The sequence below is a fragment of the Parablautia muri genome (genome assembly GCF_009917485.1).
Lineage (GTDB): Bacteria > Bacillota > Clostridia > Lachnospirales > Lachnospiraceae > Suilimivivens > Suilimivivens muri.
The window spans coordinates 1-14,762 of the sequence record NZ_QZDT01000039.1; the positions used below are offsets into that span (position 1 = coordinate 1).

7 protein-coding genes and 1 tRNA gene are annotated in these 14,762 nt (G+C 43.8%); 3 read left to right on the forward strand and 5 right to left on the reverse strand.

What is annotated here, in order from left to right:
* Positions 1-111 precede the first annotated feature (111 nt).
* Complete coding sequence (locus D5281_RS17970; protein ID WP_160561472.1) at positions 112-741, forward strand: hypothetical protein; 630 nt, start codon at positions 112-114, stop codon at positions 739-741.
* 195 nt (positions 742-936) lie between these two features.
* On the opposite strand, the gene mgtE is transcribed toward D5281_RS17970, so the two are convergent.
* Positions 937-2,289, reverse strand: a complete 1,353-nt coding sequence (mgtE, locus tag D5281_RS17975; RefSeq protein ID WP_160561473.1) for a magnesium transporter — start codon at positions 2,287-2,289, stop codon at positions 937-939.
* Positions 2,290-2,546: 257 nt separating this feature from the next.
* Positions 2,547-3,194: a YigZ family protein gene (locus D5281_RS17980; protein WP_160561474.1), complete on the reverse strand. Its 648-nt coding sequence runs from the start codon at positions 3,192-3,194 to the stop codon at positions 2,547-2,549.
* Between the two features lie 488 nt (positions 3,195-3,682).
* Between D5281_RS17980 and D5281_RS17985 the strand changes: the two genes are divergently transcribed.
* Positions 3,683-6,412 carry a transglycosylase domain-containing protein gene (locus tag D5281_RS17985; protein ID WP_160561475.1) on the forward strand — a complete coding sequence of 910 codons (2,730 nt, stop codon included), beginning with the start codon at positions 3,683-3,685 and terminating at the stop codon, positions 6,410-6,412.
* Positions 6,413-6,543: 131 nt separating this feature from the next.
* Here the strand turns inward: D5281_RS17985 and D5281_RS17990 are convergent, their stop codons facing one another.
* Together D5281_RS17990 and D5281_RS17995 are read right to left on the reverse strand one after the other, a co-directional pair.
* On the reverse strand, positions 6,544-7,980 hold the full coding sequence (locus D5281_RS17990) for an MATE family efflux transporter (protein WP_160561476.1): 1,437 nt from the start codon (positions 7,978-7,980) through the stop codon (positions 6,544-6,546).
* A gap of 60 nt (positions 7,981-8,040) precedes the next feature.
* Positions 8,041-8,775, reverse strand: coding sequence for a hypothetical protein (locus D5281_RS17995; RefSeq protein ID WP_160561477.1), 735 nt, complete (start codon positions 8,773-8,775; stop codon positions 8,041-8,043).
* 192 nt (positions 8,776-8,967) lie between these two features.
* On the opposite strand from D5281_RS17995, the gene D5281_RS18000 reads away from it, so the two are divergent.
* A tRNA-Thr gene (locus D5281_RS18000) sits at positions 8,968-9,040 on the forward strand.
* 327 nt (positions 9,041-9,367) lie between these two features.
* On the opposite strand, the gene D5281_RS18005 is transcribed toward D5281_RS18000, so the two are convergent.
* Positions 9,368-14,629, reverse strand: coding sequence for a Spy0128 family protein (locus D5281_RS18005; RefSeq protein ID WP_160561478.1), 5,262 nt, complete (start codon positions 14,627-14,629; stop codon positions 9,368-9,370).
* Positions 14,630-14,762 lie beyond the last annotated feature (133 nt).

Genomic DNA, 14,762 nt, shown 5'->3' on the forward strand with positions numbered 1-14,762 from the left:
TCGACATACAATCACCTCGTCATGTTTATACCTCCATCATAAAACATGACGATGAGTTAATCAAGTGCAAATGGTGGTTTTGTCAATAAAATTCAGGGAATTCGGCTAAGTGTGGCGAAAATTCATCGTCACGTTTTCGAGAATCCGGGTTACAAAGTTTCATTTGCTTTCTTAGCTTGGGCAAGTATTAGTCAATATACGGGAATGGCTGGATTGAGCTGGGATATTGGACAATCATTTGAATATTTGGGATATTTTATGGTAGGTTACAGCATTCGTAAAATGTTTACAAACAAAAATAATTGCAAAGCAATCATTGCAATTTTAATAGGTGCGTTTTGGATTGTATGTGCATCTGGACTTGTATATAAAGAAATGACAGCCAGATATGAAATTATATCTCCATACTGCCTTTTTATAGTGCTTGCTTCACTTTTTATATTTATTGGATTTACTTTATTGGATATAAGAAAAGAGTCTGCAAATTTATCGAATTTAACATTTTATATTTATTTGATACATGCAGGAGTATGGAACTTCATATCAAAAGTATTTTATCATGCATTCGGCAAGAATTTTTTAGCAGGACTAAACGGAGCAATATGGATCCCCATATTCATTGTCATAGTATTCAGTATTTCATATTTATTAAGCAAATTTTACTTATGGATTTGGCATAAATTAGATAAAGAAAAGAAAATCACGAATTATTTAATAAAAAAAGTACGACTATACACTTAAGAAATGTCACTCTCCATTGGTATATGATCAATATGTTTTTACAGAATGCCATCGTGGGAAAATACAACGCCATCCTCAAAGGCATATTTTCCCACTTCTAACATCAGCAATTCATTTTTATCTTATTATACATCTTTAGAATGACCATAAATTCTTTTCTATACCAATCCTGATGCAAACAGCATATTTACTATTTTATGCTATATGCAAAAGATACGTGGCAATCTGAAAATACACCAAAAGAGACAGCACATCCACAATCGTTGTGATAAAAGGGCTGGCCATAACCGCCGGGTCAAAACCAATTTTCTTAGCCAGCATAGGAAGCATACACCCCACCATCTTAGCAATCAACACTGCTGCCACTAATGTCAGACACACCACAAGGGCCACTGAAAGTCCCACCCTATCCAGCAAGAGAAGCTTCACAAAATTAGCAGCTGCCAACGTAATACCACACAAAAGTGCGACTCGTATCTCCTTCCACAGCACCCGGAGGCCATCTTTAAATTCAATCTCATTTAAGGATAACCCGCGGATAATTGTAACACTTGCCTGTCCTCCGGCATTTCCGCCGGTATCCATCAGCATAGGTATATAAGCTATCAGCACACCATACGCCATCAGTGCGTCCTCAAAAGTTGTGAGAATGCTTCCTGTAAAGGTCGCCGATATCATCAAAAGCAGCAGCCACGGCATACGCTTTTTCCATGTCTCTACTATACTGGTTTTCATATACGGCTTATCGGAAGGCACGATAGCCGCCATTTTCTCCATATCCTCTGTAGCTTCTTCCTGCAGAATATCCACAATGTCATCTACGGTGATAATCCCTACCAGCCGGTTTTCATTGTCCACCACCGGCATAGCGATAAAGTCATATTTTTGGAACTGTCTGGCAACCTCCTCCTGATCCATCATGGTATTGATAAAAATGACGTTTTCATGCATAATCTCACCAATCACCGCATCCCCAGGGCTGATTAAAAGGTAGCGCAGCGCCACTGTACCTACCAATGTCCGTTTAGCATCCAAAACATAGCAGATATTGATCGTCTCGCTGTCCATTCCCACCTTCCTGATTCGGGCAATGGCATCCTCAACCGTCATATTTTCCTTCAAATCTACATATTCCACCGTCATAATACTTCCGGCAGAGTCCTCCGGATACCGAAGCAGGTGATTAATATCCCTTCTGGTGTCCGGATTTGCATTTGCAAGCAGCTTTTTCACCACATTAGCAGGCATTTCCTCCAGCAAATCCGTAGCATCATCGGCCATCAGATTATCAATAATACCGGCAGCATCCTTCTCTGAAAGGCTGGTGATAATAAACTGCTGACTATCCACCTCCAGATAAGAAAACACATCCGCTGCCATATTCTTAGGCAAAATACGGAATACCTTCAGCATGTCCTCCTCATCCATCTCCTCCAGAATAACTGCAATATCGGCAGCATTCATCTCTGCCATTTTCTGGCGAAGATTGGTGTACTGCTTTGTCTTAAGCAGTTCCTTCACTACGTCAAAGTCTCTGATTTCTTCCATAGCAATTCTCCTTATATGTGATTTTTATGCTTCGCTCATGAGGAGGCAGATCGCTGCTGCTGCCAGATATACTCTTCTTCATAAAAACCACCACCTTTCAGAAAATTGCTTTCACAACCTTTTTATCATAACAAGCCACCCCGCAAAGCGTGACAGCTTTCGATTTTTACTTTAGACCATACAAACTTTTTTGTCAATGAATTTCCTTATCCGTTCTTTTCCATCCCGTGAATAACAGGCAGCCTAAAAACATCCTGCTACATGTCCATATAATATCCTTCACCTGTTTCCCTTATACCTGCACGGGCAGAAGTGCTCTCTGTCAAGGCTTTTCTAAGGGCCTGCTCCTGCTCTGCCGGAATACGGATGTCAAACGCAACCCTATCCGTATATCTTGAATCGGCAATCGTTACCTGTCTGCTTCCCAGCAGGTATTGCACTCGCCCTACATCTGTATAATCAATGGAAATTGTCATTTCTATGCCATAACGCATAGTCGCAATTCCTGCATCATCAAGCCCTCTTTGTGCGGCGATTGTGTAAGCTCTTACCAGCCCTCCGGTTCCAAGCAAAGTACCTCCAAAATACCTGGTTACTACCACTGCCACATTCGTAACATCAGCTCCAAGAAGTACCTCAAGGATTGGCTTACCTGCTGTCCCACTGGGCTCACCGTCATCACTGCACCTTGTAAGCTCCCTGTTTCTTCCTATTATAAAGGCAGTGCAGTTGTGTCTGGCATTATAGTATTTCTTTCTGACAGAATCAATAAAATCCAACGCCTCCTGTTCCGTTGACACAGGGGCAACACTGGCAATAAACCTTGATTTCTTTTCTTCATATTCCCCGGTTCCCTGGTCATATACCACTTTATATGGTGGAAATTCCTTTTTCTCCTCCGCCATGCCGCTATCCTCCCAAGCTCTCCATTAATCTACCATCCCGCTAAACACTTTAATCCATCTGATAACTTTTATTATATACAAGAAAAACAATCTTCACAAGAAAAATGATGGTTTGCCAGCGAAACATTTTGCAGCCATCATACGTCTTGGCATCGCCCATCGTTATGTATAAAATCTGCTAAAAATGTAAATAATTGTAACAGTTCCGACAAACTGAATTATCATAAACTATTGTGAAGAAGTCCTGACCTCTCACTCCAGGATTTTGCACTTGCTGCAAAGCCCTGGGCTGAACTGTTACAAGAATTCTTAATAAACTATAAAAAAACTTTATTTCAGCCCCACATTTTGGTATACTTTAGGTATTGCAAATTTTTAAATCACTTTAATCTGCAAGAAACTTAAGTTTGGAAGTTAGAAATAAAACTTCCAAACCATTTATTACGCAGAGACACAGGCATAATCTGCGTTCTGCAGGAGGTATATAAATGAATTACAGTAAGAAAGGGATTCGCAACAAGCAAAAATCCCTGCATGCAACATCCGCTAAGCTGGGAAGGAAATTGCTTTTGGCTGTTATTAATCTTTCCCTGCTCCTTATTCTGGCCGTAGGTGTGATTGGCCTTTGTATGGGGCTTGGCATTTTTAAGGGTGTCATTGATTCTGCGCCCAGCATTGAAAATGTGCAGGTCACCCCTACTGGTTTTTCCACCTTTGTTTATGATTTGGAGGGCAATCAGATTGCCAAGCTCATTTCTCAGAACTCCAACCGTATTCCTGTAACCCAGGATATGATTCCGGAGGATTTAGCCCACGCCTTTGTGGCTATAGAGGATGAACGTTTCTATGAGCACAATGGCATTGACATTAAAGGTATTTTCAGGGCCGCCTATATCGGCATCACAAATGGTTTTCACTTTACGGAAGGGGCCAGCACCATCACCCAGCAGCTTTTAAAGAACAATGTTTTTACTGACTGGACAAGTGAGCAGGGCTTTGCCGACAGCATGAAGCGAAAAATCCAGGAGCAGTATCTGGCTATTGAATTAACCAAAACCATGTCCAAGGACGATGTTTTACTCAATTACATGAATACCATTAACTTAGGACAAAATACCCTGGGTGTTCAGGCTGCTTCCTTACGTTACTTTAATAAATCGGTTAACAGTCTTACCCTTTCCGAATGCGCGGTCATAGCCGGAATTACACAAAATCCTTCCAGGTTTAATCCTATTTCTCATCCGGATGATAATGCAGGCAGACGGAAAAAGGTTTTGGGAAATATGTTAGAGCAAGGATACATTACCCAGGCGGAATATGATGAAGCACTGGCAGATGACGTTTACTCCCGTATACAGGTAGTCAATGAGGACGCTGAGGAATCCATGGTTAATACATACTTTGTGGACGCATTAACCGATGATGTGATGAACGACCTCCTGGCGGCAGGCTACAATGAGACGCAGGCATTTACCCTGCTTTACAGTGGCGGCCTTAAAATTTACTCCACACAGGATCCCCATATTCAGGGAATCTGTGACGAGGTATTTTCCAACGAAGAAAATTATCCTGCTAACACACGTTGGTATCTTAATTATGCTCTGACCATCAAAAAAGCAAACGGTGATTTTGAAAATCATAGTACCGAAATGTTCCGTGCCTACTATCGGGAACAGGATCCTTCTTTTAACCTGATTTATGACTCTCAGGAAGATGCTTACGCTCAGATTGAGGATTACAAAAGTGTTTTCGTAGGAGGCGGAGATGAGGTATTTGATGAAAGCGTCAGTTTAACTCCCCAGCCTCAGGTTTCCATCACTGTGGAAGATCAACATACAGGTTATGTAGTTGCCATGGTAGGCGGCCGGGGTACAAAGGAAGGAAGTAAAACCTTAAATCGTGCTACCGATACCACGCGGCAGCCAGGTTCAACCTTTAAGATTGTTTCCGCCTATGCCCCTGCCCTGGACAGCGCTGGCCTTACGCTTGCCACTGTGATAAATGATGCGCCTTTTAATTACGCCAATGGCAGACCTGTAAGAAACTGGTGGGGCGACAGTTACAGAGGTTTAAATTCGCTCCGCAAGGGTATCGTAGATTCCATGAACGTTCTTGCGGTTAAAACCCTTACCATGATTACCCCGCAGCTTGGGTTCGATTATGTAAAAAACTTTGGTTTTACCACTGTTGTTGACCGAAAAGAAATCACCGTAAACGGCGAGACCCAGATTTTTTCCGACATCCAGCAATCTCTCGCGCTGGGGGGAATCACGGAAGGCGTCACCAATGAGGAGCTGAACGCCGCCTACGCCACCATTGCCAACGGCGGCACCTACATTAAACCTAAGCTTTATACCAGAGTGGTTGACCATGACGGCAATGTTATATTAGACAATACGGAACCTGATTCCAGACAGGTTATCAAGGAAACCACCGCATGGCTCCTTACCAGCGCCATGATGGATGTGGTAACACAGGGTACAGGCAGTTCCGTTAATTTTGGCAACATGGCGATTGCTGGAAAAACCGGCACCACCTCAGATTACAATGATATCTGGTTTTCCGGCTACACCCCTTACTACACCGCCACTACCTGGGCGGGCTATGACAATAATACCAAGCTCCGCAAAGGAGATGAACGAAATATTGCGAAAAAGCTCTGGCGTGCAGTCATGGCTAGAATACATGAGGATTTACCCAGTGAAGCTTTTCAAATGCCTGCCAGCGGCCTAGTTCAGGCAACTGTCTGTGCCCGTTCCGGCAAGCTTCCTATCGCCGGGTTATGCGATGGAACCTTAAGAACTGAATATTTTGCCGAAGGGACAGTACCCACAGAAAGCTGTGATGTGCACTATCAGGGTATGATATGTCAGTACTCTAATTTACCTGCCAGTGAACAGTGTCCGTTTAAAGTAGCCGGGGTATTAGAGCTTACCCCCATAGAGCATCCTAATCTTCAACAAGGCTCTACTACCATGCAGCAGATTACAAATGCAGACGGCTCCGTTTCCACTGTAGCTGTTCCGCAAAATCAGTCAGGCACCTGTCCGCATAATGCAGAATTTTATGCACAACCTGATGCCCTTGCAATCGAAGAACAGCAGCGCAATGAGATAGCTGCAGCCCAGGCTGCATTACAACAGCCGCCCCCGGATGCCGCGGCAGCTCCGGAAGGCGCAGCGCCTCCGGATGACAGCAATGGGGTACCTACCGAATAAAACATTTTATTTTAATAAGATAACTTTTAAACAGGCGATGTGCTTTTTAGCGTATCGCCTGTTTATATCTGCTTTCATAAATTGTCAAATCCAATTTATCTATCTGTTTTATTCATTTATATCCGTACTTATCATTCTTCCATCTTAATCAACTTCTTTTTACTCCACTTTCCTGTTAAGTAACGAACAAAAGAAATCAAAAAGTTTGCACTCCATCCCATAGGCACTGCAATCCATACTGCCTGTACGCCCCAATGCGGTGCCATTGAAAAAGCAATGGTTACACGGATTCCCAGATTCACCAAATTTGCCAGCGTAAAAATAACTACATCTCCTGAACCTCTGAGCACACCGTCTGTAATCGCTTTAAGGCCAATACATACAAAGAAAAATGCAATAAATGACAAATATGCATTTCCTGTCTCAAAAGCTGCCGGCTCGCTGCCACGCTCCAAAAAAGAGCGGATAATCGCCCCATGAAACAAGGTAAGTACCAGACAAATGACAACCGCAAAGCCCACTACCATCTTAACTGCTGCAAGATACCCCTTTTTCACCCTCTCCGAATTACCCGCCCCCAAATTCTGGGCCGTAAAGGTAGAGACCGCATTTCCTGACGCAATCATGGGAACAATACAAACCGACTCAATTCTCGTACCGGCTGTGTAGCCCGCCAAAACAGAAGACCCAAAGCCATTTACTACAGACTGCACCAGCAACATGCCAATCGAAACGATAGACTGCTGCAGCATAGAGGGAATCGCTACCTTGATCATATTTCCAAGCATTCCCACATCAAATAAACTCTTTTCCTTTTCCATACCGTGTTCCGAAGCCGTTAACACCGCCACCTCTTTTACCTGCTGCCTCTCTCCTTCTTTCTGCTCCTTGTGTTCCTCTTGGCCTGCATAGCCTCGTAAAGTGTACATCAAAATACAAAAGGAAATCACTGCCGAAAGGCCCTGGGCAAAAACAGTGGCCACCGCCGCTCCTGCAATACCAAATCCAAATCCACCTACCAAAAGTAAATCCATTACAATATTAAGTAATGAGGAAAAAATCAGCAGATACAAAGGTGTCTTCGAGTTTCCAAGGGCATTAAAAATAGATGACAATATATTGTACATAAAAAGAAATGGAAGCCCCACAAAATAAATATTCAGATACAGCATAGCGTCTGCTAAAATATTTTCCGGCGTATTTAAGCCAACCAATATTTTTGAACTAAAAAAAAGCCCGAAGACACCTAATATAATACTCACTGTTACGAAACTAATCAGCGCCGTATACACAGAGGTTTTCATCCTTTTATAAAGTCCGGCACCCAAGTATTGTGAAGTAATCACAGATGCTCCAATCCCTCCCCCAATTGCAATCATAATAAACACTGTAGTCAGCGAGTAGGACGCGCCTACTGCCGCTAGTGCATCCTCCCCCACGAATTGCCCTACAATAATAGAATCGACCGTAGAATAAAACTGTTGGAAAAGATTCCCAAAAATCATGGGAAGTGCAAAAAAGAATAACGATCTCCCCGGACTGTCTGTAAGCATATTGTATTTTTTCATAGTAAACCCGCCTCCCATTCCTGCCGCTTCACAGCGTATTTCATTTTGATAAAAATATTTCTAATCCGCCTTTTGTCGGATATATAAAATATTACCCAATATTGTTCCCAGAAAATGCTTGCGTATCAACAGCTCATATTCCTCCCTATCTACATAATATTTTTTCCCCCAAGAAGAAATCCCAAAATAAATACGTCCATTTTCCTCTACAAGCTCCGCTATTATAACATAATGGGCTGTTACCGTGCATTTTTTATGATACACACCATTTTCTTTTTGATAAAAAATAAGTCCCTGCCCTTTATTATTTTTTCCAAGCAAAACCGGGACACACATAATAACAGGAATATCATGGTCAAGCATTTCTACAATTCTTCCATAAAGCTTTCTACCGCTCAGCCCCCACTTGCCCCGCAGCTTCCATTGCTCCCTTCTGGAAAGCCGGTTAAATCTGCTCCAAAGGCGTATTCCACTCAATCCTTTATTTGCCCTGGCAGATATCTGCCCCAAGAAATTATAAATGAGATTATAATAGACCTTATACTCCTCCTCTGAGAGGATCCTATTGATATAATTCTTATTCTCTCTGGTACAATATGCCTGGGAGCTGCCCCCGAGATAAAGAAGCATATCTCCAAAAGCAGTTACGCCGCATCCTATCCTCTGCTTCCTGGCATCCCTCGAACCTGCAGGTGCACCTGCAAAGAAATTCTGGTCACCGCCATAAGTGATCTCACCGCTTTTATTCCGTCTTATCTGAACATATTGCCTGCTTAAACCTGTTATCCGACACATATATAGCACCTCAAGCCTTTCACTTTTTCTACAAACATAGCTTTATTTTTATAATATCATTGACAAGGTAAATTACGTTGTGATATAATACTAAACAGTGATGTGAAAATACATTACAGGTTGCTGTGGTTCAATCCATGTGGTATTACATTGATAGAGAGATTCTTACCGGCAGCAGCAATTTCATACTAAGCTGCTATAGCACAGTCGGTAGTGCGCAACATTGGTAGTGTTGAGGTCACCAGTTCGATTCTGGTTAGCAGCTCTGAAAGACTATAAATAAAGGCTTTTCGAGGAAATCATTCTTTGAAATGTCTTTATTTTTTTAGATAATCGAAGATTATCTTACTATCACGAACCAATGATTTTTTCTATCTCCTATCCATTTTGATGTAAAAAATTCGTAGTTTTGGAAAGAAGTCACATTATTACCATACTATTCTATTAAAGGGCTGTCAATCCTTACATGTCAGTTATTGTAACAAAGGGAGCGGGATGATTTTAAAAACATCCCGCTCCTCATTCTCTTTACCTTTATGCTTTTTTATTCCGTTATGCCTGATTTCGCCCCTGCCTTTTTAGTTCATAAACTTTATTCATCATCTTCTTCATGCTTACGTTTCTTACGAGGCCAAAGTGCAACAATACCCTGCACAGAGGTCAAGCATAATCCTCCCCATAAAAGAATCGTTGAAGTATCCGCAGTTTCAGGCGCTCCCAGAGGCACACCATCATCTAAAATGTACACAAAGTCCTCTTCTTCGCCATCCGGATCGGCAACCTTTATATAAGTTTTCGGAACACCTTCATCGCCAATGATCGTGATCTTATCCGGGCTGTCCGAATCATTAGGATCTGGCAGTGCACGTGGCACATCATCTTCCGGAATATAAGTCCAGTTTTCATCCTCAGAATCCCATACTCTCACATAAGTACGAGGTACTCCATCATCATCTATTGTGATAATATCCGGGCTGTCTGGTATTCGTGGATCCGGTCTTGCTGTTGCCGTGGGCGATGCACTTGGACTTGCCGATACACTGGCTGTAGGCGTTGCCGTAGCCGATGCGCTTGGGCTTGCCGATGCACTGGCTGTAGGCGTTGCCGTAGCTGATGCACTTGGACTTGCCGATGCACTGGCTATAGGGGTCGCTGTGGCCGATGCGCTTGGGCTTGCCGATGCACTGGCTGTAGGCGTTGCCGTAGCCGATGCACTTGGACTTGCCGATGCGCTGGCGGTAGGCGTTGCCGTAGCCGATGCACTTGGACTTGCCGATGCGCTGGCTGTAGGCGTTGCCGTAGCCGATGCACTTGGACTTGCCGATGCACTGGCGGTAGGCGTTGCTGACGGTATAATCCGATTCTGGTCAGTGGGTGTCGGCGTTGCCGATGGGCTCGCGCTGGATGTTGCTGTTGGAGTCGCCGATGGCGTCACACCGGATGTCGCTGTCGGAGTCGCCGATGGCGTCACACCGGATGTTGTTGTCGGAGTCGCCAATGGGCTCGCGCTGGATGTTGCTGTCGGAGTCGCCGATGGGCTCGCGCTGGATGTTGCTGTTGGAGTCGCCGATGGCGTCACACCGGATGTCGCTGTCGGAGTCGCCGATGGCGTCACTCTGGATGTTGCACTTGGAGTCGGTATACCTGCAGGTGTTTCATCCGGCGTACTTTGAGGACGCCCAGGTGTTCTTGCCGGTGTATTGGTCGGACTTTCACTAGGTGAAGCCGATGGTGTATTGGTCGGACTTTCACTAGGTGAAACCGATGGCGTGCTTGTCGGCGTTGGCTTTTTCGTATTCGTAAATGTCACGGTATTTCCTGTTACGTTTCCCGCATCCTTTACAGGATAAATAATTTTTATCCCCTTTATTTCAGGCGTAAGCACTGAAATACTCTGCCCTGGTGCCGCAACTGTGGTTTGCTTTAATTCCACACTGATTTCATACACATGATTATCATAAGTAATTTCTGATTGTTCACTGCTTTTTTCAACTATATAATAAGTGTGGGTTCCAATCCCTTTGTCTTCAGGCTTAAACAAAATATGCCCGTTTTCATCGTTCTTAGCTACAGGTGCGGCCAGTTTGGTCTCATCTATGGTAACTTTTCCATCTTTAACAGGATTTTCATGCAACAAATAGAATTCAAATTCACCGCCCTTTAATGCAAGGGATTTTCCATCTTCATCTTCATATAGCTTCTCGGCAGCCAAAGACCACTCGCTGCTATCTCCTCCTTCTCCCATAATAAGCGATCCATTACTCATAATACCGCCGCCATTGGTAGTGGATGTATTTCCTGAAATTTCCACCGCTTTCTTAGCGTAAGCCGCCGCTTTATCCTGTGCGGAGGGATTGGCCTTTAATCCCATCAATTCGCTTGCTGCTGCATAACTGTCCCGTCCAACCTGTGCGACTTTATTTCCATCAGCATTTCCACTCCAATTCGCGCTGCCGCCTCCCAGCATCACACCAAAAACAATACTGTTGTGTCTGCCAAAATAATCGCTATACTGTGTGAACACGCTTACATATTCCGATGGTATGTTATCCTGCTTATTAGGGTTGGAAGGATGCGATGAACCATTTGCAGTATTGTCATAAATGGCCGGTCCCTTCAAAGTAAGAATACTTATATCACTTGTTGTACAGCCGCCCACACCGCCGCCATAGCCATAAGCACTATTCTTCGTTACCATAGCATTCTCAACGGTCAGCTTTGCAAAACTGTTAATAAATATTCCGCCACCTCCCCAATCTTGCGTGGTATGCGTTTCATTTCCTTTAATAGCTCCGCCGGTAATGATATTTTCTCTCACACTATCTATACGTATTCCGCCGCCTTCGTGCTGCTCTGCGGTATTGTTGGTAATTTCACCGCCTGTCATAATCAGCGTTCCGGAATAACCAGTAGCACCATTTGCACCGCATACCTCAATGCCGCCGCCGGAATATTCCGCCGTATTCCCGGTGATCCTGCCGCCGGAAATAATCAGCTTTCCACCGGCAAAGATACCGCCGCCTCCACAGTTGACGCCTCCGCCATCTTCCGATATACCTTTTTTAGATATGGAAAGAGCTTTATTTCCACGGATGTAGCCTCCACTCACCTCTAGCGAACCATTATCCGTATTATCTGCAAAATAAATTCCTCCCCCGTTTTCATCTGCGGTATTCTCCTCAATTGTACCTCCTTGTATATAAGAAGCGCTAACTGCCTCCAGATAAACACCGCCTCCATCGCCTGATGTTGTATTACGGGAAATGTTTCCACCTTTGACAAAAAGCTTCGAGGAAGTAGATGAAATATAAATACCACCGCCATTTTCATTTGCTTTATTATAGGAAATACTCCCTCCTTCAAGATTACACTCAATTGCCGTTAAATAGGCGCCTCCTCCAAGTTCCGTAACATTATTTCTTTCAATAGCAGCTTTGCCGCTGATATGAATATCATTATAACGCGCATAAACGCCACCGCCATTTTTGGCTTTATTATTGCAAATTGTTCCACCCATGATGTTGACGGAAGTATAGTCTGTAAAAATTCCTCCACCATTTGTTTCTACTTCATTATCCTCAATGGCTCCACCTTCTATTTTCAGACTACCCCTCTCTACATAAACACCGCCGCCTCTTGTCTTGGCTTTATTATGGTCTATGCTGCCGTCAATAATATTTAAACCAGCGTTCTTGCAATAAATGCCGCCTCCATTTTCCTTATTATTGCCGCCATTACCAGTAATGCGGCCTCCTTTTATATTAATGGTTCCGCCATCTGCATAAATACCGTGTTCACTGTGGGGAAAAGAAATCGTTCCGCCATCCACATTCAATATGCCGCCATTTACCTTGATAGGTGATTCAAGTGTACTGGTTCCTGTGATCTTTCCCTCTGTACCACTGCTTCTAATCTCGTTATTTGCGCTAAACAGACTTACCGGTTTACCTAAAATGACCGCTCTATTTCCCCAAAGTCCGGCCCCGCCGCCAAATTGGGGTGCAATGAAGGCTGTGGTATCACCTGCACTGTCACTTGCAGTATCTACTACTTCATCTTTGATTGTAAGTGTGCCACTTCCACTTACAGTAAACAAAGTGCCCGTTCCGTTATAAGTAAGTGTATATTTGTTCAAATGAAACTCAAGATCATAATCAATGCTAAATCCCTCATTTACCTCAAAGCTGCCGCCTAAGATAATCGGTGACTGTTTATTGGCAATGGCCGCTTTCAGGCCTTCCGCATCTTTCACCCAGCCATTTCGGGATGTAAGCAGAACTTCCATCCGTATATCAGGGAGCATTTCAAAATCTATTTTTTCCACATCCTCTGCTTCTTCTGCATCTTCCGTAAGGGACATTGTCGTTGGTCCATCGGCCTCATCAGCCGTCACATCCTGAACCGCCCTGAGGATAACGATATTTCCTTCCGTTGCACCTGCATTAAATTCTCCGCTTTCAATTTCCCAGGTGACATTCATGATTTCTTTTGTCTCGTGAACTTCCTCACCATCTTCATCTTCCACGATTTCAAGCCTGACAGCTTCGATCTGTGTAGGCAGATAGTCCTCCTCCAACAAAGAAACTGTCATTCTCTGTTTAGACTCTACCAAAGTCATTGCCCATTCTTTGCTTGAGTCATATTCCATTGTATACAGATCAGCCGCATCTCCGGGCACACTCTCTAATTCCTGTGCCTTCTCATCCGCCCAGTTCCATGCATATTCATAGGCAGTTTCAGCCTCTGCTTTGCGGCAGGCATAAATAACCATATAACAATCGTCCGTGTGAACGTGTTCTTCCATTCCGCAAATGGGTTCTTGTTTTTCTTCCGAATCGGAAAGATCCTCATCGCCATTCCCATCTAAAGTGTCCGTATTGACATCTGAATTCTGGTCATCCCCTATCTGGTCTGTCGTGCCATCTGTCGTATCAGATGAATCGGAAGATGCATTTTCTTCTTCCGAATCCGCCTCCTTGCCAGGGTTTTCGCTCAAAGGAATATTCGCGTTCAAAGAAGCATGCTCACTTATTTCCACCGTTTCTTCCTGATCGTTATTTTCATTTGTCTGTGTATCATCCTCTCCGGCATCAGGCTTCTGTGAATCCGGCAAATCAGACTCCGATGTGTCTTCCGTATCTGTATCCGTATCTGTATCTGTATCAGGCTCCTCATCAGGTTCAGATGTAGCCTCCGGTATTTCTTCCGGCGTCTTATCCGGCATTTCTTCCGGTGTCTTATCCGGTGTTTCTTCCGGTATAGCCCCCGGCGTATTTTCCGGTACAGGCTCAGGTGTATTTTCCGGGGCCTCAATCTCCTCATCCGGCGATGCCGAAGGACTCTGGGTTGGTTCTTCGCTCGGTGTGGTTTCCGCTTCAGGACTCATTATCGGCGTGGGGCTTAAAGACGGACTTTCACTTTCCGAAGGAGTCGGTGTTGCAGAGACTTCCGGTTTTTCTTCCTCATTATAGCATTCTTCACTGTGTACATGTTCTTCTTTCTGGCAAATCAATATTTTTGCCATTGTTTCCTCACAGTAAAATCCATCTTCATTATGAATGTGCTCCGTTCCCTCCTCTAAAGAACAGATAAGCTCCGCTCCCTCCGGATAGGTATAGCATTCCAGTCCATGGACATGATTTTCATCTTCATCTGTACAATCCAGCGTGTATCCTTCATAACACGCAAATGTATGCACATGTTTTGTCTCGTCCACCTGCACCTGTTCTTCGTCAGCTGTCTCCGGCGTATTTGCTGCAAATACGCCCTTCGTTACATTCACAGGGCTCACCAATGCCAGCACCAATGCAATCGACAGGCATCGTTTAAAATTCTTTTTACAAACCCATTTCATAACAGTTCCCCCTTACTTCGAATTTTTGTAAAATCCATGCTTTTTATATATTGTTTATATCCGGTACAACGCTTTTTGCTTAACCACATCAAAAAGCCAGATAGATTGGCTTTCAAAATAAAATACAGTGTAG